This is a genomic window from Collimonas pratensis, from assembly GCF_001584185.1.
Classification (GTDB): domain Bacteria; phylum Pseudomonadota; class Gammaproteobacteria; order Burkholderiales; family Burkholderiaceae_D; genus Collimonas; species Collimonas pratensis.
Genome location: NZ_CP013234.1, coordinates 3,574,883 through 3,594,556 on the forward strand (window position 1 = coordinate 3,574,883; position 19,674 = coordinate 3,594,556).

Annotated in this window: 19 protein-coding genes; 9 read left to right on the forward strand and 10 right to left on the reverse strand. The window is 52.1% G+C overall.

Going from position 1 to position 19,674, the window contains the following annotated elements; all coding sequences use genetic code 11:
* Positions 1–36 precede the first annotated feature (36 nt).
* Positions 37–273 carry a helix-turn-helix domain-containing protein gene (locus CPter91_RS16020; RefSeq protein WP_061941941.1) on the reverse strand — a complete coding sequence of 79 codons (237 nt, stop codon included), beginning with the start codon at positions 271–273 and terminating at the stop codon, positions 37–39.
* Complete coding sequence (locus CPter91_RS16025) at positions 274–828, reverse strand: DUF2975 domain-containing protein (protein ID WP_150119725.1); 555 nt, start codon at positions 826–828, stop codon at positions 274–276.
* A 637-nt stretch (positions 829–1,465) separates the two neighbouring features.
* Between CPter91_RS16025 and CPter91_RS16030 the strand changes: the two genes are divergently transcribed.
* Positions 1,466–5,161 carry a hypothetical protein gene (locus tag CPter91_RS16030; RefSeq protein WP_150119726.1) on the forward strand — a complete coding sequence of 1,232 codons (3,696 nt, stop codon included), beginning with the start codon at positions 1,466–1,468 and terminating at the stop codon, positions 5,159–5,161.
* Positions 5,162–5,174: 13 nt separating this feature from the next.
* Here the strand turns inward: CPter91_RS16030 and CPter91_RS16035 are convergent, their stop codons facing one another.
* From CPter91_RS16035 to CPter91_RS16045, 3 genes are all read right to left on the reverse strand, one after another.
* Positions 5,175–5,936 (reverse strand): hypothetical protein, encoded by a 762-nt coding sequence (locus tag CPter91_RS16035; RefSeq protein WP_061941947.1) that lies wholly within the window; start codon positions 5,934–5,936, stop codon positions 5,175–5,177.
* 177 nt (positions 5,937–6,113) lie between these two features.
* The gene (locus CPter91_RS16040) at positions 6,114–6,857 is read right to left on the reverse strand and encodes a hypothetical protein (RefSeq protein WP_061941948.1); all 744 of its coding nucleotides are present in this window, start codon (positions 6,855–6,857) and stop codon (positions 6,114–6,116) included.
* A gap of 9 nt (positions 6,858–6,866) precedes the next feature.
* Positions 6,867–7,091, reverse strand: coding sequence for a helix-turn-helix transcriptional regulator (locus CPter91_RS16045; protein WP_061941950.1), 225 nt, complete (start codon positions 7,089–7,091; stop codon positions 6,867–6,869).
* A gap of 729 nt (positions 7,092–7,820) precedes the next feature.
* On the opposite strand from CPter91_RS16045, the gene CPter91_RS16050 reads away from it, so the two are divergent.
* The 3 genes from CPter91_RS16050 (at position 7,821) to CPter91_RS16060 (ending at position 9,504) form a co-directional block, all read left to right on the forward strand.
* Positions 7,821–8,222: a hypothetical protein gene (locus CPter91_RS16050; protein WP_236905833.1), complete on the forward strand. Its 402-nt coding sequence runs from the start codon at positions 7,821–7,823 to the stop codon at positions 8,220–8,222.
* A 97-nt stretch (positions 8,223–8,319) separates the two neighbouring features.
* Complete coding sequence (locus tag CPter91_RS16055; RefSeq protein ID WP_061941954.1) at positions 8,320–9,216, forward strand: hypothetical protein; 897 nt, start codon at positions 8,320–8,322, stop codon at positions 9,214–9,216.
* A 21-nt stretch (positions 9,217–9,237) separates the two neighbouring features.
* The gene (locus tag CPter91_RS16060) at positions 9,238–9,504 is read left to right on the forward strand and encodes a transposase (RefSeq protein WP_061941956.1); all 267 of its coding nucleotides are present in this window, start codon (positions 9,238–9,240) and stop codon (positions 9,502–9,504) included.
* A gap of 272 nt (positions 9,505–9,776) precedes the next feature.
* Here CPter91_RS16060 and CPter91_RS16065 read toward each other — a convergent pair whose 3' ends face one another.
* A complete protein-coding gene (locus CPter91_RS16065; RefSeq protein WP_167595182.1) occupies positions 9,777–11,000 on the reverse strand; it encodes an ABC transporter substrate-binding protein in 1,224 nt (407 codons plus the stop codon).
* Between the two features lie 128 nt (positions 11,001–11,128).
* Between CPter91_RS16065 and CPter91_RS16070 the strand changes: the two genes are divergently transcribed.
* The gene (locus tag CPter91_RS16070) at positions 11,129–12,022 is read left to right on the forward strand and encodes a LysR family transcriptional regulator (RefSeq protein WP_061941958.1); all 894 of its coding nucleotides are present in this window, start codon (positions 11,129–11,131) and stop codon (positions 12,020–12,022) included.
* 362 nt (positions 12,023–12,384) lie between these two features.
* Here CPter91_RS16070 and CPter91_RS16075 read toward each other — a convergent pair whose 3' ends face one another.
* Positions 12,385–12,627 (reverse strand): Atu4866 domain-containing protein, encoded by a 243-nt coding sequence (locus CPter91_RS16075; protein WP_061941960.1) that lies wholly within the window; start codon positions 12,625–12,627, stop codon positions 12,385–12,387.
* Between the two features lie 131 nt (positions 12,628–12,758).
* Positions 12,759–13,679 (reverse strand): aldo/keto reductase, encoded by a 921-nt coding sequence (locus CPter91_RS16080; protein WP_236905834.1) that lies wholly within the window; start codon positions 13,677–13,679, stop codon positions 12,759–12,761.
* 20 nt (positions 13,680–13,699) lie between these two features.
* On the opposite strand from CPter91_RS16080, the gene CPter91_RS16085 reads away from it, so the two are divergent.
* Both CPter91_RS16085 and CPter91_RS16090 read left to right on the forward strand, forming a co-directional pair.
* Positions 13,700–14,245 carry an AraC family transcriptional regulator gene (locus CPter91_RS16085; RefSeq protein WP_236905835.1) on the forward strand — a complete coding sequence of 182 codons (546 nt, stop codon included), beginning with the start codon at positions 13,700–13,702 and terminating at the stop codon, positions 14,243–14,245.
* A 182-nt stretch (positions 14,246–14,427) separates the two neighbouring features.
* The gene (locus CPter91_RS16090) at positions 14,428–15,864 is read left to right on the forward strand and encodes an IS1182 family transposase (protein ID WP_061945813.1); all 1,437 of its coding nucleotides are present in this window, start codon (positions 14,428–14,430) and stop codon (positions 15,862–15,864) included.
* A 196-nt stretch (positions 15,865–16,060) separates the two neighbouring features.
* Here the strand turns inward: CPter91_RS16090 and CPter91_RS16095 are convergent, their stop codons facing one another.
* Positions 16,061–16,603, reverse strand: coding sequence for a hypothetical protein (locus tag CPter91_RS16095; protein WP_061941962.1), 543 nt, complete (start codon positions 16,601–16,603; stop codon positions 16,061–16,063).
* A 209-nt stretch (positions 16,604–16,812) separates the two neighbouring features.
* Here CPter91_RS16095 and CPter91_RS26985 point away from each other — a divergent pair, with 209 nt between their 5' ends.
* Positions 16,813–16,971 carry a hypothetical protein gene (locus tag CPter91_RS26985; RefSeq protein WP_167595183.1) on the forward strand — a complete coding sequence of 53 codons (159 nt, stop codon included), beginning with the start codon at positions 16,813–16,815 and terminating at the stop codon, positions 16,969–16,971.
* Positions 16,972–17,053: 82 nt separating this feature from the next.
* On the opposite strand, the gene CPter91_RS16105 is transcribed toward CPter91_RS26985, so the two are convergent.
* Positions 17,054–18,141, reverse strand: a protein-coding gene (locus CPter91_RS16105) for an IS3 family transposase (protein WP_099047175.1) whose coding sequence is annotated in 2 segments (ribosomal slippage) — positions 17,054–17,889 and positions 17,889–18,141 — 1,089 coding nt in all. Because the reading frame shifts where the segments join, the coding sequence is not laid out codon by codon here.
* A gap of 500 nt (positions 18,142–18,641) precedes the next feature.
* On the opposite strand from CPter91_RS16105, the gene CPter91_RS16115 reads away from it, so the two are divergent.
* Entirely contained in the window at positions 18,642–19,271 is a 630-nt protein-coding gene (locus tag CPter91_RS16115) for a carbonic anhydrase (RefSeq protein ID WP_061941966.1), read from the forward strand.
* Positions 19,272–19,674: the final 403 nt, after the last annotated feature.

Below are 19,674 nucleotides of genomic sequence, written 5' to 3' on the forward strand. Positions count from 1 at the left end.
ATCCTTATTTTTGGAACCCAAACAACCAACCGAAACTTAGCTGTCAAATGGGGGCTCTATATTTTGAGCATCCGGCAAGTAGCAGAGTAAGTCGCCTGGCTGGCAATCTAGATAAAGGCAGATTGCCTCCAATGTATCCATGCGTATCCCTTTCACCTTCCCTTGCTTCAGTAATGACAGGTTCTGATCGGACATTCCAATAGCTGCGGCGAGATCCTTCGATTTCGCCTTGCGCTTGGCCAGCATGACATCCAACGTAATGACGATACTCATTTAGAGAAACTGCCGATTTTCTGCCTCAATCTCGCTGGCACGCTGCAAGATCAGAGCGATAACACTAAAAAATCCAGACAAAAACATTGCAGTAATTGTGCCGCTATTAACTACCGCATCCACAATTTTTTCACTGACTGATATGTTTTCGTTTAGGAGGACACTCGACAGTATTTCGGACATAAAACCCATTACTACCCACCAAGCTATTACCTTGCTGATTCGGCCGAGTTGATTGACAGCCACAGAAGAAAAATATTCGCCTTGCGCATAATGTTGGAATAGGACCCGCAACAAATAAAAGCCATAAGCCATCACCAAGATCGGCATGCTGATAACAACCAAAGCTCCAAACAGCCGCCAAACAGAAAGAGCCTTGAAATCAATTCCACTAAATAGTTCTTTGTTCTTCACCAAGGGTTCGAACAACGCTGCATATTTCATGCAAACCAAGAATATCCAAGTAATGGCGCCTATTAGAAGTACTCCAATTATTAGAAACAGACATGCGGTTGCCATACGCCTGCACAGCTGAGCAATGTAATTTTTTTCCACGGAAATATCCTTTGCATTCGAATACTGATTGTGATTAAGCCAATTCTGAGCAGCACCAAAAACACTTATCGCCCTCTTACTCGATCGAACAATACAATAATTTTTATCGTAAAACAATCATAAATACAGATTAAACATTATTTTTTCAATTAATTTTCAAAAATGAGACTCTAGGCACTTGTATAAGCACTTTCCGCGGCCTGCCATGCAGCATCCAAGCCGCAATAACGGGAGTGTAGCCCGCCGACGCGGTGCAATGCGCACTATCCAGGGAGCCATGTATCTCCCGCTCCAAGCGATACAGACAGAATATTTTGAGCTGCATCGATAGACAGACCGACAACGTGTTAAATTGCTATTTTGCAATTTATATCAATTCAAGACTTTCCCTATCCAATCGAAGCCGAACAACCATCATCCGAAAACACAATGACACGGTCGGGCACACATAATCATTACTGGACGACATAGCGATTGGGAGTTTAAACGCGATTTCGAAACAGTTAGAACAATCATTCCTATCCCTCCTCCTGAAGCCCCCCTCCCTTCAGTCGATCCAAATGTGTTAGTTGTGAATGCAATTCGACGTGCGGAATTCGTAGTAGAGTCGCCAGCAGAAATGCCAGTGGTCTTCATAATGGCTGCGCTAGACAGAAATAGAGTGGAGATTTTTGCGCACTCCAAAGGAGTGACTAATATCGCTTCATTTTTCCGAACATTAGACAGATCAAATCTGTGGAATTTTGCGCGCCGTCCGCTTGATCTTGGTTGGTTAGTTGAATACTGGCAAGAAAAAAACTCGTTCGGACACTTAGCAGAAATGCTTGAACTTAGCATTTTTAAGCGATTGCAGGAAACCGATATGAATCGAGCTCGCAAGGACACGCTCGATCAAGAAAAAGCAATGAAGGCCCTGGAGCGCATTGGTGCGGCAATGGTCTTACAGAGGCTCAATACTATCGAGGTTCCAGATGGCGGCAAAGATATTGGCGAAGATACTAACGTGTTGGATCTCGCGGAGATACTTTCCGACTTGTCTAGCTTGGACCGCACATTATTGATCACGCGGGCCGTTTTCGATCCAGCGAATGCAGGGTTCGTAAGATTTCACAATGATAATGAGGGTAATGTCAGAGCTTATTTGGCGGCACGCTGGCTTAAGCGACTTCGCTCCATTAATTGCCCTCGCAGTGTCATTAGAGAACTTCTCTTTGCGACTAACTATGGCATACCCCTCGTAAAACCTTCAATGCGTGACACAGCTGCTTGGTTAGCATTATGGGACATTGATGTAGCGAATCAAATCATTGAGATAGATCCCAGGTTACTTATGAGCGCCGGCGATCCCGCCAGTCTTTCGCTGTCCGTTCGCACGGCTATTTTGACGCAAGTAATCACTCAAATTGAACAAGACGTGGCAACCAACGTACCAGAAAGCGATATGCTTCGGCGATTCTCTGCGCCGGATATGGTGCCATTCATTCGTGAAAAATGGAATTCACATTTAGGATCGGCTCCTGTTCGAGAACTACTACTATTGATGATTAGTCTCGGTGAACACCAGTCCTGCTCGGATATTGCGATTGCAGCGTCATTCGGCAAATATACGGATCACTACACCCAAATCTTTTCGGGACGGGCGCTATTGGCGACAGCTTCGCTCGCAGAGAGAACAAGTTACGCCGCATATATTCGTGACAATGCGAGCACGGTACAAACTATCGTTGTGTGGGATGCAATCAGCGAACTATTTCCTAACGAACTTTCAGTAAGTGATCTATTGTTGATACTTGCAGTTCCAAAACTTCACGAATCTGGTGGAGACCTGGGACTAGGCTATTACGGTCCGAAACTCATTGATCGCCTAACGGATGCGTCCGATATAACGAGTCTTCTAACGGAAATATTTTCTAGACTTAGAATGCACCTGCCCGCAAACCGTACCGAATATGAAGCTGAAAACAATCCATTCACGTCCATACTTGATGCCGGCTGTCGACGTCTGATTGCCCTTTCCGGTAACGAACCTCTGGCGACGCTAGTGATCGATATCGCGCTGTACCTAAGTGAATTGCAACTACACTATAGTCCTAGACAGAGTCAAATCGACACCCCGGATCTATTTGACATGTTGAGTGAAACTCCTATACGCCGGAGGTCAACGTTCTGGCGGTGTGCAGAAGTACTTTCCAAATCGGAGAAACTGCGTGGCGTCTCCCTGGTGGCCCCGTGGCAAATTGAAATCCACGGTTTCCTTCTTGGTATCAAACTGGAGGATTTAGATTGGCTACTTATCGATGCGAGTACAGGCATCTCAGAGAGTGATCAAAAGTTAGCAGTAAATACTGCAATGCGTGCGTGGCGTGAATGGGGGGAGCTAGAAGAAATTCTGGCGAGGATTACAGCATTCGCACTAGGAAAACCAGAGATCGAAGAGGTCGTGACAAGCTGGACAACTCCAAGAGTTCCATCGACCGAAGAACTTGCCATCGAAAAAAACACACATGAGCGCCGGCAAAAAAATTCATCAGAAGAAATCGAGATTGACAAGTCGTGGAGGGATTTTGCAGATAACATTCGGGCCGACCCTGGGCAATTGCGAACGATAAAGACACCGACCGACAATGGCGTAGATGCGCGACTCTATTATCTTTGGCAAATCTTGTCTAGATATAGCGAAAATCAATCGCGCTATTCAATAGATGACCTTAGCCCATTACGCCCGCTCTTCGGCGATGCAGTAATTACCGCACTTCGCGACGCGTTCTTAAGACACTGGCGGAATTGGTCACCTACCTCTCTAAACGCCCGCCCAGAGAATGAGCGGAATACTCGCAGCGCCATGGATTTAATCGGCATTGTCGGAGTAACACTTGAAGCGGTGAATTCCCCCAATTGGACGTCCAAGTTGACCGACGAGGAGGCTCGACGGGCCGCCGCTTACGCAACACTAGAATTAAACGGTTTTCCAAGTTGGCTCTCGACTCTTGCAACGAACAAACCAGATCCCGTGCGTGAAGTATTACGACAACACATTGAGGCTGACCTCATCACTACCTCACAGCAACTACGACGAGATGCACTTGAAACCGTTTCGCAAGCCGATACAAGCATCGTGCAGCTCATTGCCAATGATATCTTCACATTAGTTGAGGCGACACCTGTCATACCGCTTCAACTCCTAAATCCTGCTCTCCGCATACTTTGTCGCGCATACGTGGATCACGAGCGCCTTTTAGACCTTTTAATACAGCGCAGCATCAGCGATACTGAAATACCTGAAAAGGCCTGCTATCTAGCCTTCGCTTATGGCATAAACCCCCAAATCACGACAACGACACTGACTAATATACTTGCCGATATTGAGCTTACGGCTCAGACAGCACTAGTTCAAGAAGTCTTGCCGCGCTTGGCTGGAAATGGATGGTCCCGCGGTGAAATTTCGCTGCAAGGATTATCTGTGACCAACTTGGAACAGTTGGTTCTACTTGCCTTCGCGACACTGCTTCCGGAAGAAGACAACAAACACACTAACGGCAGGGTATACGCTCCGGATGAGCGTGACCATGCCGAAAGCGCTCGAAGTACCGTTTTCAACATACTGGTAAATACTCCAGGACCGGCAACCTTCGCTGCGATACAACGAATGATTTCCAAACCTGGATTTCCTATTCCTCAGCAACGCCTAGTTGCACTATCTCTTCGCCGCGCCGAACAAGATGCAGAAACGGCACCATGGATTTCATCTGACGTTCGTAAATTTGAGATGGACTTTCTAACTGTCCCGAACACACCTATCGATCTTCAACGCGTCACAATGCAACGCTTGGCTGACATACAGGAAGAATTGGTTGACGGAGATTTCAATCAAGGCAAGGTAGTTGCTCGTTTGCCCAAAGAGGTGGACGTGCAGAACTGGATAGCAAATATATTGCACGAACGTCGGGGCCGTAGTTATACACTGGAGCGCGAGCCACACGTCGCCGAGGAAAAAGAACCAGATATACGATTACGCGCTAAGGGAGCTGATGCAAGCCTACCAATCGAGATTAAAGTCGCAGAAAGTTGGACGTTAAAAGAACTTGAACAAGCCATCACGCTGCAGCTCATGGGGCGATATCTGCGAGATCCCGATGACAGGTGGGGAATATTACTCGTCGTGCATCAGATACCACGGCAACAAGGCTGGAAAATTGACACAGGTCAGTTTTTGACGTTTTCCCAGGTCGTAGAACATCTGCGAGAAAGCATGAAGACAATTGCCATCAGCTCTCGCAACGCTCCGCAAATGGATTTGGCCGTAATTGATGTATCAAGAGTACCTATCAGGTAGATTTCTAAGCAACCTAGGCTCCGAAAAATGCAACTTCAGCAGCTTGCCGTGCGGCATCCAAACCACTATAGCGAGAGTCGTAATCTGCAGACACGATGTAATGTGCGCTCTCCAGGAAAGCCATGCAAACCGTGTCCCATAGGTCAGGCGACGGAATGCCCTCCTCCTTCATTTTTTCCTTGGGCTCGATGTGATACCTGGCCTTCTCGTCGAAGAAATAGGGAATCTTGGATGCTTGGTCAAGTAGGTCTTGGACGTACTGATTGGAGAATGTGATTCGGGCATCCTTGACGGCCTCGGCGGCCAGCACGGAGCACTGCGCCCGGAGATTGAAGAAGCGATCCTTATTTTTCTTCTTGAAGCATGGGTTGCCCCAGTTGATCTTGACGACGTTTGGGCAGCCAAGGTTTTCGAGCATCTTGGCGAACTGGATCCCCTGCCCGCCGACGTCGACCAGGATCGTGCAGTTGGACAGGCGCTGCGTGTAGTGGAATACCTCGCCGGCGATGTGCTGCCAGTCCAGGGCGTTCGAGAAGATGGGCACGTCCATGATGTCTACGCGCCGCGGGTCGGCATCGATGCGGTCGCCGTTGCCGATCACTCGCGCGTAAGTACCGACGGTCTTGTCGCGAAACACGCCTGCAGCCACGTCGATGATGAACAGATTGCCGTAGGGCTCGCCGGCGCTGATCGTGCGTTCTGCGCCAACCAGCTTCTCTACCTGGCTACGCCCCAGCAGGAAGCGCTCTGACTGCTCAGGGAACAGGCCCAGCACGCGGATCTGATACTCGACCGAATCTCGGCCGCCGCTCTCTTTCTCCCGTTCCTTGAGCCATTTGGTGGTGGCGAAAGGCGAGCGCTCAGAGTTGAAGCGCAGCGAATGCCATGAACCGCCATTGCGCGCCGACAGCTTGTGATGCGAGGCGTGGTGCCGGCCACTGCTGCGAACGCCCTAGGAGGCGATCAGCGTGCGGTTACAGGGTTGCGTCTGCGTCCCATCGATCACGTCGAAGTGGTCATCACTCACGCCGGCGGCCTCATCAACAATAATCAGCTGCGCCCAGCGGTGCTTACCGGCGATGCCAACAGACTGCCCTTTGGCGAGCGCGACACGGCCAACGAACCACTGCTCCTCGAAGCCCGTCACATACACCCGGGTCTTGGTGATCACGAAATAGTCGCACAACCAGGAATGCGGGCCATTCGCCATGGCAATCTTGGAGTCCTGCATCTCCTTCCACACGCCGTCCGCCACCTGCTGCAGGTTTGGCGCGCCGATGTAGGTATTGGATCCGATCTCAAGCTTCCCGTCGTAGACCGCGTAGGGATAGCAGAGGAGGTGCCAGAGCGCGATACGTCCAAACGAGTTGGTCTTGCCGGTAGAGGTACCCGAGACCACGCTGACCTTGGCATCCATGGGCTCCATGGCCTGATAGAGATCAATCTGGTCCGCGCTGGGCGACACTCCGCACACCTCAACGGCAAAGCGCAGCGGGTCAAACTGATATTCGACGATGAACAGCCTTACCTTGGGAGGCAGATCAAAGCCGTTGACGATCTCTTGCGCACGGCGGAGGCGCCCCTGTGTAGTACTCTCATCAGCTGACACCTTAGGCACGACATCTTCCGCTGGATCCCTTACCGCCCTCTTCGTTGGCTTGCGCGCCGAAGATCCTGACGTAATTCCCTTACTCATTCACAGTTCCTACGCCTGCAGGCCAGCTCGGCCAGCCTGAGCACGGTTTTCAATCCACGCATCGATGTCACTGGACAGCCAGCCGACAGCTCGGATGCCGACCTTAAAGCATTGTGGAAAGATGCCCTTCTTCATGTCGAGATAGATCGAAGCGCGACTTCTTCCGGTTCTTGCCATGACAACAGGCAGACGCTCAATCGATGACTTAACAGGCGCAATTTGAGGACGGGACATTGTGAGGCATCATAAGAGTTGGGCGGATCACTATTAGAATCCATAAAAATTCGCTCCTCTCCGCAGGTTTTCCATTTTGCACCTTAGCATCGGACTCGAAGTCATCTCTCCCATCAATCGGATAATCGCAGGCGACGATAAACACTTCCGCCAACACCTGCACCGAACCCAAGAAAACTGCGCAGCCACACGACCCAGGGTTGTCCGCGAACAATCCTCACGCACACCTCATCCAAAAACTACACTCCGCGCGCAATTCCAAAGAAGCAATCCGAAATGTACGCGCGTTGTTTTACGGCTTGTCAAAATCGGACATGACGTTACATAGATTGTTTTCCATACGCCACTATTTACGACCACGCTATTTCATTCCTCAAGAATGAAATGCATTTCTTTAAGTTTTTTGTTAGCGCTCACAAGATGCAGCACGGAAAGACACCAATCAAACCGGCCAATTCATTTGGCCGGAACTGACAAGGTTTTGTCGTAAGCACGTCGACTTGCAATCCTATTATCTGATCAACGCAAACGAGCGAGCCTGCTAAACGGCACGTATGACGGATCAATTGCAGCATTTCCGATCATGCACTGACCTTGTCGAAAACAGACACAGGTGCCGGCCGCTTGCAACGCATAGATATTTGAGTTGAGCAATTCTTGTCTATTAATCGGGGCGTATATAGACGAGACAACACGGCGAATGACGCCCCTACCTTAAGGAGAATCAAAATGTTACGCAAGACAACTATCGCAGTTCTGGCTTCCGTGCTTTGTGGTTACGCAGCAATGGCAGGCGCCGTCACCGTCGTTGGCGCTGGTACAGCCGGCAATGCTGGCGCTACTTCCTCATCGGGCTCCAGTTCCGGGGGCGCTTCGGGTGCAGTCAGCGTTGGCAATGGCGTTCATGCTGCTACTACCACCAATAGCAGCAGCGGCATGGCAACCTCAGGCGCAACATTTGGCCCAACTGGTGTGCTCACCGGTTCGCAAACCAGCACAACATCGACCAACACTAGCGCTGCAGGCGGCTTTGGCCATGGCGGTTCCGGTGCAGGCGGCACTTCTGGTTCGACTACCGGTGCCGCAGCAGGCGCCAATACAGCCAGCGGCGCTTTCTTCTTCCACTTCTAAGACAAGCGTTCACGGCTACCCCATCGTAGCTCCAGGCCAACCGTTCGCAAGGGGTGAAAGGAAAGTAATTTCCGAGTAACCCTGTTAGGAGAAAAAAATGAAATGCGCACTCAAAGCAACGGCGCTCTTGATCGCTCTCTCAGCGACGAATCTGGCGCTGGCGGATATCATATCCGGTTCCACCTCTGACTCGGGCTCCAATTCTGGCTCGACTTCTACCTCGACTTCTCAAGGCGCCGGCTCAAGCGTGAACACCATCGGCACCAACAGTAATTCATCCAGCGGCTCGACCAGCGGATCAAACGCCTCGGCCGTCGGCGGCGGCGCATCGCGCTCCTCATCGACCGGCGGCAACTCCACTGCTGCCGGCGGCGCCGGCGGCAACTCGCGCTCGAATTCGGCCGGCGGCAATTCAACGGTGAGCGTATCGGTATCGTTGCCTAGCACAGGCACAGGAACCACCAGCGGCGCAGGCGGTGCGACTGCTACCTCCGCGGCAGCAGCCGGCGAACCCGGCAGCAGCCCCAACAACACACTGACCACGGTCGACTACGGCGGCACTTATACCGTCAAGACCGTACCAAACATTGTCGCACCTTCGCTGACCACCACTTTGTCCGACACTTGCATGGGTTCTGCATCGTTCGGCTTGTCGTTTACAGGTTTCGGCGCCACCGGCGGCACCACAATGGTTGACCAGGCTTGCGTACGGCGCCTTGATTCCAGGGAATTCCGTGCGATGGGCTTGAACGACGTTGCGCTTGCCCTACTCTGCCAAAGCGAAGCCAACCGAAAAGCAGTTGAATCCACCGGTCGCTCCTGTCCTGGCATGGAAAGAGCCGCAGCAACAGGAGCGACGGTTTCGCCTTCCGCAGAAAACAATGCCGTCAGCCAAAACCTGATGAACATCGGCGATCAATATAAAGACCCCTTGATTAGAGCTCGCCTTGGCCTGGAAAAAATGCCGAACCTGTCTGCATTACAAGATCGCTAAAACAGAATGCAAGAGAATGCCATGAAGCGTTCGCCAATCCCAGTCGACCAGATCGCTGCGGCGCTGAAGCAGGAAGAGCTGGGCATGCCGTTGGCCGATGTGATCAAGCAGGCCGGGGTCACCGAGCGTACCTTTCTGGAATGGAAGAGGAAATACGGTGGCATGCCCGACTATCCGCAAGACTTGAAATGCTTGCGGGAAGAGAATGCCAAGCTGAAACAAATTGTGGCTGAACTGACGCTGGAAAATGCACGCTTTCAAAATACGTTGGAAGAAAAGCGGGAGTAAGTAAGCACGAGCGCTGCCACCCTCCAGTTGAATACCTCCTAATAAGATTTTTAATCAGGGGGGCGGGGGTCAAGTCCTGCAACCAGCACCAATATCTAAAGGGCCCGCAGCGATGTGGGCCTTTCCTTTTTTACTCCGCTATAACGTTTCTTCTGCGGAGCAAGTTCTAAGTGCATATGCACCCAGTAACAGCTTACGTCCCTATCCGACTCCCAGTTTATAGATCATAAATCCCTTTTCTTTTTCCTGAACGCTACACATAGGTACTCGCCTCATTCACGCTGGAATGCATCTTCGCCCGCCAGTGTTGCGATAGATTCGTAGTAATCCCACTCGCTGTCCGACTGCGCCGGCGCTTTAACGCGAAGGAGATGCATGTCGTGCAGCAAGACTCCATCTTCGCGTAGTCGGCCTTTCTTAAGGTACATATCGTCAAATGACACGCGCCGCAGATGTGTAAGCACGTTACCAAGATCGGTCGTACCAGTCGCAGCGACCGCTTTCAGGTACTGGAGAGCTGCCGAGTAGTCGGCAGCATGGAGCGAAGAAGGCATCCGTTGTCGACGTGCGAAGAATCGCTCGGCCCAGCGACGTGCATCTGCATCGCGAGTCCAGAACCAGCTGTCCGCCAGGTACAGCCCTTGTGCCTTCGCCAATCCCATATGGTGGATATCGTCGATGAAGGTGAGGAGGCCAACGAGTTTCATCCTCTGCGCCAGCCCCAGCGTATCGACCGCCGCCATCGCTTTTAGCAACTCTGCATGGCCATTCGCGAGCCCTATTACTTGTGCATTGCTATCGAGGGCTGATTTCAGGTAGGGGACGAAGTCATCCGCATCATGCGGGTTGATGGCCGTGCCAACGACTACGCCGCCAGCAGCCCTGACCGCAGCGCTTCCGTGCTCCTGGAGTTCCCTCCCGAACGGATAGTCGGCGGTGACATAGAACCACCGCCGTAGTCCTTGGTGCGTCAACAGCACGCCAGGCACAGTGGCAAGCGCGCCGGTATCGTAGGCGTATTGAATGATCGCGGGGTTGGCACGCTCACGCGTCTGAACAGAGGTGCCCGCCCCAACGACAAAAACCAGTTTGCCATGCTCCGCAGCAATCGCAGTCATCGCCAGACTCGTATCTGAGTTGACGCCGCTGATCAACATGTCCACGCCGTCGTGCGCGCACCACTGACGCGCGATCGCGGCAGCGCGCTGTGGGTCGTTCTGGTGATCGCCAAGAACAAGTTCTACGCGTCGGCCGGCAACAGTTTCGCCCATGTCTTCGATCGCCATACGGATAGCTTCAGCGCCCGCGGGACCGTCCACCTCCTGATACGGACCAGAAAGATCGGTGCAAAAACCGATACGGATCGGATTGTCGGCCGCGGGCGACGCCCGTTGCGCCCACGAGAGCTGAGGCAGTATTCCGGCAACCACTGCAGCAGAACCTGCCTTGATTGCTTGGCGTCGGCCCATCATTGTTTTCTTGTTACGGTTTTTCATGTTGTTACTCCCAATGTCATTGATAGAATACGCAGTTGATACATTCGATATTGCGTAGTCTAAAGCCCGAGGAAAAATAGATAAATCCACGTACAATGAATTCATTAAACGTGTTAGGCGAATAATCAATGGATCGTTTCCTTACCATGCAGTTGTTCGTCCAGGTGGCCGAACTGGAAAGCTTCAGGAAGGCTGCGGACCGCCTCGGTATGCCTCCATCAAGCGCCAGTACGGCTATCCAGGCTCTCGAGCGACAGGTCGGCGTACGATTATTTCAGCGTACGACCCGACGAGTGAAGCTGACAGAGGAAGGCTCGCAGTACCTCGAAGCCTGTACCCGGGTACTTGCCGATCTGAATGACACGGACGCCCTGTTCACAGGTCCAAAAAATAACCCTCGTGGAATTGTCCGGGTCGACCTGCCGGAGCGACTTGCACGCTTGGTCGTCATTCCTGCCCTGCCTGCGTTCGTCAGGCGTTATCCGGATATTCAGATCCGGCTGGCCACGCGTGGCCAGCTGGTCAACCTAGTGGGTGAAGGCATCGATTGCGCAGTACGCGTCGGCTATTTGGCGGATTCGGCGTTGGTCGCAAGGGGCATTGGCATGCTCGAGCAGATCAACTGTGCGGCGCCCTCCTATCTGGAGCGTCAAGGCACACCGCACACGCTGGCCGACTTGCAACATCACCTTACAGTGAACTATTTTTCCGATCGTACTGGCAGCAACCTGCCATGGGAATATGTCGAACACGGCCAGACAAAAACGGTAAGGACGCGCGCCGCCATTTCAGTCAGCAGCAGCGAAGCTTACGTCGCATGTTGCCTCGCTGGCCTTGGTCTGGCCCAATTACCACGTCGCACGATAGAAGACCATCTCGCCAATGGCCAACTTGTTGAAGTGATGCCGGATTTTCGAGCCGCACCGCTGCCGGTGTCAGTCGTTTATCCGCACCAGCGGCAGCTGGCTCCACGTGTGCGCGCGTTCGTCGATTGGGTTGCCGAGGTCTTGGCGTCATCCTGAACCTATGGATGTTCGCCAGTTTGTTTGCGCGCGCCTCCGGAATCAATTCTGGTAATTGGGCGCGATTGATCAACAAGGTAGTTCCAGACCGCCACAATCCCAATCACGACTGCGTGGATTTAATGGCAATAATTGCGAACCGGGAAGCTCTTTTTATTTCTGAAAAGTCTGATCGTCGAGCACAATCCGCAAATGAAGTTAACAGATAATTCTCGTTGCGTAATATGCAAATGCTTAAATGCTTTTTACGCAACGAGAGCGGCTCGTGAATTAGCCTCCATAGAAACCACGGATTTGTGAAGCCGCCTGTATCCGTCAGCCCAGTGAGTACGTTCGAGATTACCGCCGGCGATGATGCCTGCTTACTTCTCACGGTAAAAAATCATTCCGCCATGATGGAGTTCGTCGTTGCTGACAAAGGTGCCGTCTGCCGTGAATCCTGTGTCGTCCCAGTAGTCAACATGGCTGCCTTTTACTTCATACCGGCCTTGATACATACTCTTTTTCGCGCCCCGCGCCTCGTCATAGCGTCCGTTTGATAGCAGTTCCTGGCGTATTTTTCCGTCTTTGGTGACCCACATGCCGACGTAAGAATGTTTCTTCATAGTAGTTTCGTAATCTGTTTTGTTTGTGGTCTATCTGTTAGTGACCGACGCCGCCGTACGCACGTATGTGCTGCAGGCTGCGCCGATCAGGGGGGGCTGATTAGTCAGGCAGATGCGCTGCGAACCACACTTCAGTTCCTGCCGGCCAGCTTGGCGCTACCGAAGATCAGCTGCTGCGCCATCGGGCGTCCGACAAAGCACTCGGGGAAGATTGGTGCCGGCGCGCTAGCTTCATTCAGGCGAGCCAGTTGGTCCTCATTCAGAGCCACTTCCAATGCGCCCAGATTGTCTTCCGCCTGTCTTAACGTACGCGCTCCGATGATGGGAGAGACGACGCCCGGATTGGTTAGCGTCCAGGCGATTGCGACTTGCGAACGAGAGACGCCCAGTTCCTCTGCGATTACACCGACCACATCGGCAATATCCAGGGAGCGCTGGTTGAGATGTCCCGACGATGCGATTACACCTTTGCGGCTGGTGGCAATATCCGCCCCGTTTTCATCGGAGAGATCGGCACGGCTATACTTGCCGGTCAGAATGCCGCCGCCAAGCGGTGACCAAGGTAGCACGCCAAGTCCAAGGGCTTTTGCCATGGGCAGAAGCTCATGTTCCACGGTTCTTTCCACCAGGCTGTACTCGATCTGCAGCGCAACCAGCGGCGACCAGCCCCGAAGATCGGACAAAGTTTGCAGTTCCGCCACACGCCAGGCCGGCGTATTGCAGATACCCAGATAGAGGATCTTTCCCATACGTACCAGATCGTCCAGCGCACGCATTACTTCATCGGGCCTGGTCGTGAAGTCCCAAGCATGAACGTACATCAGATCAATACGATCCGTGTCCAGTTGGCGCAGACTGGTTTCGACCGATCGCACGAGATTGAAACGGTGGTTGCCGCCGGAGTTGATATTGGCCATATCACGGGCCATTGTGAACTTAGTGCCAAGTACGATCTGGTCGCGCTTTCCTTTCATAAAGCTGCCTAGAATTCGCTCGGAGGCCCCGTTCGTATAGTTGACGGAAGTATCGATGAAGTTGCCGCCGCGATCCACGTAGGTATCAAAGATGCGCCTTGCCTCTGCGTCATCGGCGCGCCGTCCCGGCGGGGCTTACCCTCAATGAAATGACTTCAGGCCTTCTCGATGCCGTCATACGCCTCGTCACGCTACTGGACACGCCTGATGATCTTGAGGCGCTGGGGCCGCTGGCGGTGCGCGAGGTCTTCTATCGGCTGCTTTCCGGGCCGAGCGGCGACGTCATTTACGCGATCACGCAGTCCGATAGCCGGCATGGGCAGATCGCGCGGACGATCCTCTGGATCAGGGCGCATTTCAAGGAGGTTTTTCGTATTGACGACATCGCCAAGATTGCCGGGATGAGTCGTTCGACGTTTCATGACCACTTCAAGGCCATTACGGCAATGAGTCCGCTGGAATTCAGAAATCAGTTGAGAATGCAGGAGGCTCGCCGCCTGATGGTCAGTGATGGTCTCGATGCGGCGAGCGCGGGCTATCAGGTGGGCTACGATAGTCCCTCCCAATTTAGCCGCGACTATTCACGCATCTTTGGTGCGGCACCCGCAAAGGACGCCAGCCGGTTTCGCCTAGCAACCAAATGAGTTTCTCGTCAGCCTTTGAACTCACCGGCCGCGACTGTGAGATAGGGGCAATTTCGCAAGCAAAGGCACAGCCACCGATGATAGACAGCTTGCAACCGAGGCTGTGTGAAAACGCATCCAGTTAGTAAACTATTTCTCGATACAAGCGTCAAATCGACATTGCATATTTGATCGAGGCTTCGATGAAACGCTTTGTCCAGGGAACGGATCGCACGCAGAGTATCCTGCTGCCAGAGCAGCTCGAAGATTACGTCAGTGAAGATAATCCTGTCAGAGTCATCGATGTCTTTGTCGACTCGCTTGATCTTGGCTCGCTTGGTTTCGGTGGCGCGAAGCCAGCGCAGACCGGACGGCCGTCTTATCATCCCAGCGTGCTGCTGAAGATTTATATCTACGGTTACCTCAACCGAGTCCAATCGAGCCGGCGCCTGGAACGCGAGGCACAACGCAACATCGAGGTCATGTGGCTGACGAGTCGCCTGATGCCGGACTTCAAGACCATTGCAGACTTCCGCAAGAACAACGGGCCAGCGATCAGCAAGGTCTGTCGTCAATTTGTTCTGATGTGCCGCAATCTCGATCTGTTTGCCAATACCGATATCGCCATCGATGGCAGCAAGTTCAAGGCGGTCAACAATCGCGATAAGAACTTTACCGACAGGAAGCTTCAGGCACGAATCGAGCAACTCGAAGCCAACATTGCACGCTACCTCGAGGAGCTTGATCGTGCCGACCGCCAGCCGGAGTTAGTGCCTGAGGCCCGCGTCTCGCATCTGAAGGAAAAAATTGCCTCCATCAAGAAGCAGATCGAAGGATTCAACGAGATCAACAAGCAGCTGCAGCAGACACCAGATAAGCAAATATCTCTGACAGATCCGGATGCCAGATCCATGGCCACGAGTGGCCGTGGCACAGGCATGGTGGGCTACAACGTCCAGACTGCGGTCGATACCAGAAATCATCTGATCGTGTCGCATGAGGTGACCAATGTCGGGCACGATCGAACGCAGCTAGCGTCGATGGCGGCACAAGCGCAAAACGCAATCGGAAAGCAAGATTTGACTGTGGTCGCGGACCGCGGCTATTTCAGCGGAGCGGAAATTCTCGCATGCGAGAAGCTTGGCGTGACGCCGCTGGTACCGAAACCTCTGACTTCGGGCAACCGGGCACAAGGCCTCTTCGATAAAACGGATTTCATTTATCTGGCGCAAAGCGACGAGTACCAGTGTCCGGCCGGACAACGAGCTATCTGGCGTTTCACAACAATCGAACACGGGTTGCGGTGGCATAAATATTGGTCGTCTGCCTGCCCGGCATGCCCAATCAAGGCGCAATGTACTACCGGCACCAATCGGCGTATCGCCCGTTGGGAACATGAGGATGTACTTGAGCGAATGCAGCGGCGCTTAAATGTCTGGCCCAATCCTGCCCGCTTACGCCGGCAGACCGTCGAGCATCCATTTGGCACGCTCAAGGCATGGATGGGTGCAACGCACTTCCTGACCAGGTCACTCCCACGGGTGAGTACTGAAATGAGCTTGCACGTACTGGCTTACAATCTGAAACGGATCATGGCAATACTGGGTACTCATCGATTGATTGCAGCCATGAGGGCCTGACGGCCTTTTTTTGCATCTCTACGAGATATTGTTCCTGCTAATTGAGCAGGCCTTTCGCAGCCGTTAAATATTTTTTTGTCGCCGTGCTCCGTGCTAATGTTTTACGTGCAGGTTCGTTTCCAAATTGGATCGAAGACGAACGCGCTCACCTGAGAAATGATTTTGCGTTTTTACACAGCCTCAACCCTAAGCGGACTTACCCGCAGGCGTCAACATTCTTAAATTTGTCGGACGCGGTCCATCCGCTTTTGCCCGATTTATTTCGCACCTGCTTCCACCAAGTCATTTTCGCCGCCCGCCCATCGACGCCAGGCATTCCAGCAAGGTTATTTCCGCTCTGGTAGATTTTCCCCTCATACCAGAACAGATATGACCCTTCGCCCAAAGGGGAAACCACGTACACGACATCACCCGCGCTTAGTGATAGTTGTGGTTGGTCGCTCCCTTTGATATAACCATCCCGAATCGCTCGGTCTACGATAATCACCCCTGGCTTTTCTGCGACGACCACGCCATTGACGCCATCGACTGGTTGTCCAGAACGCAGTTGAAAAACGACCGCCGATTTTTCGTTGCGGTCTTGATGTACAGCTATCTCTCCATCCGCTGTCCACTCCCGATAAGTGCAGCACTCAAAAGGACACACGCCCCAACTCTCATAATTGGGCGGCGGAGTGTTTTGAGCGACGGCCAATGTGTTAGAGAGTAGAAGCACGGTTAGAACAAGTAGTCGACTCATAAACTCCTCATTTAGTTAGATTGGCCCCCGATATTTGAACTAACCGTGGCAGATAATAGATTAACACCGACTGTCAGCTCTTGGCCGAACCACGACTTGAGCGAAACACTTCGTCCACAAAACACCTATTGTGTGTCAACGATTATTTCCATAGTCTGTTCATCCAATGCGGTCATATTCTCAGCATGACAAAGGTTGCGGAGAAAATCATGTCCAGCCGTGACGTCTTGTCTAAACGACGTACGCAGAGAAATCATGCCGAGTTCCAACAAGTCATCGGAGCATTGAAATTCGAAGCGGCCAATATCGTTCTCCAGCGTACCTATCTGTTCGCTATCATTCCAGAAAATTCCATCAGAATGGCGTGATATCAGCGCCTTGACAGACTCATAGGATTCAAATGGTTCGGATGGTAATCCCCCCATTTTTAAGCAAAGTTAAAAGTAGAGGCTAAGCCGCAAGGGCCAATTTCTGCTTCGGGGTGATGCCGCCGAGCGCCATGTTCGGGCGTTCGTGATTGTAAGTCCAGAGCCATTTCGTCGCAAATTCCTGAACCTCCTCGACGGATTCGAACAGGTAATGTGCGAGCCAGTCATAGCGAACCGTTCTGTTGTAGCGCTCGATATAAGCATTCTGTTGTGGCTGTCCTGGTTGAATAAAACTGATTTGGATGCCGTGCTTTTCCGCCCACGCGGCCAGTGTCGAACTGATGTATTCGGGCCCGTTGTCACAGCGGATCGTCGTCGGCTTTCCCCGCCATTCGATAATTTGGTCAAGCGACCGAACGACGCGGGCTGCCGGCAGGGAGAAATCGACGTCAATGCCTAAGCCTTCACGATTAAAATCGTCAATGACGTTGAACAGGCGGATGCTACGCCCATCCGACAATTGATCGTGCATGAAGTCCATGGACCAGACGTCGTTGATCGACGTTGGTACCGACAACGGTTCAGGCTTTGCTCTGGTAAGCCGCTTTTTTGGTTTGATTCGCAAATTCAACTCTAGCTCTCGATATATCCGATAGACGCGCTTGTGGTTCCAGCCGAATCCTTTGACATTGCGCAGATACAGGAAGCAAAGGCCGAAGCCCCAGTTTCGCTGGTTCGCGGTCAGCCGGATTAACCAGTCCGCGACACGCTCGTTATCTTCCGATAGCTTTGCCTTGTAGCGATAGCAGGTCTGGCTGATCGCGAAAGTCGCGCATGCGCTGCTGACGCTGATTCCATGCGCTCGGACTGCCGTTTGTGCCATCTCACGTCGGTGAGATGGCTTCACCACTTTTTTTGCATCGCCTCCGAAATGATCTCGGCCTTCAGCTTCTCTTCGGCGTACATCTTCTTGAGTCGACGGTTCTCATCTTCCAACTCTTTCATCCGCGTCATCATCGACGCGTCCATGCCACCGTATTTGCTCCGCCACTTGTAGAACGAGGCCGAACTCATCCCGTGCTCACGACAAAGCTCCGGCACTGGCGTGCCAGCCTCGGCCTGCTTCAAGATGTTGATGATCTGACTTTCGGTAAAGCGTGATGTCTTCATGTAAAACTTCCTCAAAATCGCATTTAAGAAAATTCTACTTTTAACTGATACTTTTTTGTGGGGGGATTACCGGATGACTCTATGAATTCCTCAAGTGATGAAGGCGCCAGACCGATAGTGCGAAAAATCTTATAGTCGTAGCTCATTCGAATGTCTCCATATAAAAATGTCAAGATACCAAAAGGGGCAGGAGGCGCTCAGGCGTGCCGAATGTTGATGGTAGCATCGAGCAAGTGGCTCTTGTCTCTGGCCACAAGGATTGGAAAATGCTGGCTCGATATACACCGATTCGGGCCAAAGATTTGCATCGATAGATGCCCACCCTAAGAGGAGAAAAACATGCACGAAGGACTATTAGATTGGATCCAAGAGTGCGCGGAACTTCTATCGGAACTGAGTCAAGATAGAACCGGTACCATTACGAAAACCACCTGTTTTTAGATGACAGCTTGTAAAAATTCAAGCGATAATGACGCTCCTGAATCGGCTTTTAATTGAATATGCGCGACATTATCAATGGCTTTCTACGCTTCCAACAAGATGTCTTTCCAGCACGTAAAGAGTTATTCAAGACTCTCGCGACTGGCCAAACACCTAAAGCGTTATTCATTTCTTGCTCTGACAGCCGAATGGTGCCGGAGCTTGTAACACAGAGAGAACCGGGCGAGCTGTTCGTAATTCGCAATGCAGGAAACATCGTGCCTTCGTTCGGCCCCGAGCCAGGCGGTGTCAGCGCAACAGTTGAATATGCAGTAATGCAATTGAAAGTAACGGATATTGTGATCTGTGGTCATTCCGATTGCGGCGCAATGAAGGCTGTCGCAACGTGCGCATGCCTAGATCACATGCCGGCGGTAAAACACTGGCTGCACTATGCCGATGCCGCCCGGATGATTAATGAGTCTAAGAATCACGCGAACGAGAATGACCGGATAAACGGCATGGTTCGCGAGAACGTTATTGCGCAGTTGAACAATTTACGCACACATCCATCGGTAGCATTAGCTCTGGCTCAAGATCGGTTGACGCTCCACGGATGGATCTACGATATCGAGAGTGGCTCAATAGATGCGCTTGACGCTACTAATACGTTCGTACCTTTGGCCGAACATCCAGCAACTCAACTTTGAAAAATTGTCACGCCGGCTCAAGACGTTTCCCACTCAATTAGCATTACCTCCCCAATGTTTAATTGATTGCTACCGACCCAGTCGCACAGAGGGAACCGGCAAGGACATCGTTCTGGAACTCTTCATTCTTCCGGCATACGGATTCATTTTAAGAATCTCAAATAGAAGGTCGCGAACACCAAGACAATACCGATGTTCACTATCAGCCGTTCCCAGAATCGATTCTTAAAGAATAGCAAATCTACACCGACGACAACTGCTATTAACACCAGAACGTAAAGCACCACATGGGAGTTCTTTGGCATTTCAATCGCCCTTTCGAATATCTCAGCAGTCGCCTTTCCATGAAATCGCCCGGTTTTCCATTCGATCCAATTGGGCTGCCCCTAGTGTCGACGACCAT

What these genes read in the sequence shown, in the direction of transcription:
- CPter91_RS16065 (WP_167595182.1), bottom strand. Translation starts at nt 11,000, where the DNA reads ATGAAAAACCGTAACAAGAAAACAATGATGGGCCGACGCCAAGCAATC.
- CPter91_RS16115 (WP_061941966.1), top strand. Translation starts at nt 18,642, where the DNA reads ATGCGCGACATTATCAATGGCTTTCTACGCTTCCAACAAGATGTCTTT.
- CPter91_RS16030 (WP_150119726.1), top strand. Translation starts at nt 1,466, where the DNA reads ATGGCTGCGCTAGACAGAAATAGAGTGGAGATTTTTGCGCACTCCAAA.
- CPter91_RS26985 (WP_167595183.1), top strand. Translation starts at nt 16,813, where the DNA reads ATGTCCAGCCGTGACGTCTTGTCTAAACGACGTACGCAGAGAAATCAT.
- CPter91_RS16070 (WP_061941958.1), top strand. Translation starts at nt 11,129, where the DNA reads ATGGATCGTTTCCTTACCATGCAGTTGTTCGTCCAGGTGGCCGAACTG.
- CPter91_RS16020 (WP_061941941.1), bottom strand. Translation starts at nt 273, where the DNA reads ATGAGTATCGTCATTACGTTGGATGTCATGCTGGCCAAGCGCAAGGCG.
- CPter91_RS16040 (WP_061941948.1), bottom strand. Translation starts at nt 6,857, where the DNA reads ATGAGTAAGGGAATTACGTCAGGATCTTCGGCGCGCAAGCCAACGAAG.
- CPter91_RS16050 (WP_236905833.1), top strand. Translation starts at nt 7,821, where the DNA reads ATGTTACGCAAGACAACTATCGCAGTTCTGGCTTCCGTGCTTTGTGGT.
- CPter91_RS16055 (WP_061941954.1), top strand. Translation starts at nt 8,320, where the DNA reads ATGAAATGCGCACTCAAAGCAACGGCGCTCTTGATCGCTCTCTCAGCG.
- CPter91_RS16060 (WP_061941956.1), top strand. Translation starts at nt 9,238, where the DNA reads ATGAAGCGTTCGCCAATCCCAGTCGACCAGATCGCTGCGGCGCTGAAG.
- CPter91_RS16045 (WP_061941950.1), bottom strand. Translation starts at nt 7,091, where the DNA reads ATGTCCCGTCCTCAAATTGCGCCTGTTAAGTCATCGATTGAGCGTCTG.
- CPter91_RS16090 (WP_061945813.1), top strand. Translation starts at nt 14,428, where the DNA reads ATGAAACGCTTTGTCCAGGGAACGGATCGCACGCAGAGTATCCTGCTG.
- CPter91_RS16075 (WP_061941960.1), bottom strand. Translation starts at nt 12,627, where the DNA reads ATGAAGAAACATTCTTACGTCGGCATGTGGGTCACCAAAGACGGAAAA.
- CPter91_RS16095 (WP_061941962.1), bottom strand. Translation starts at nt 16,603, where the DNA reads ATGAGTCGACTACTTGTTCTAACCGTGCTTCTACTCTCTAACACATTG.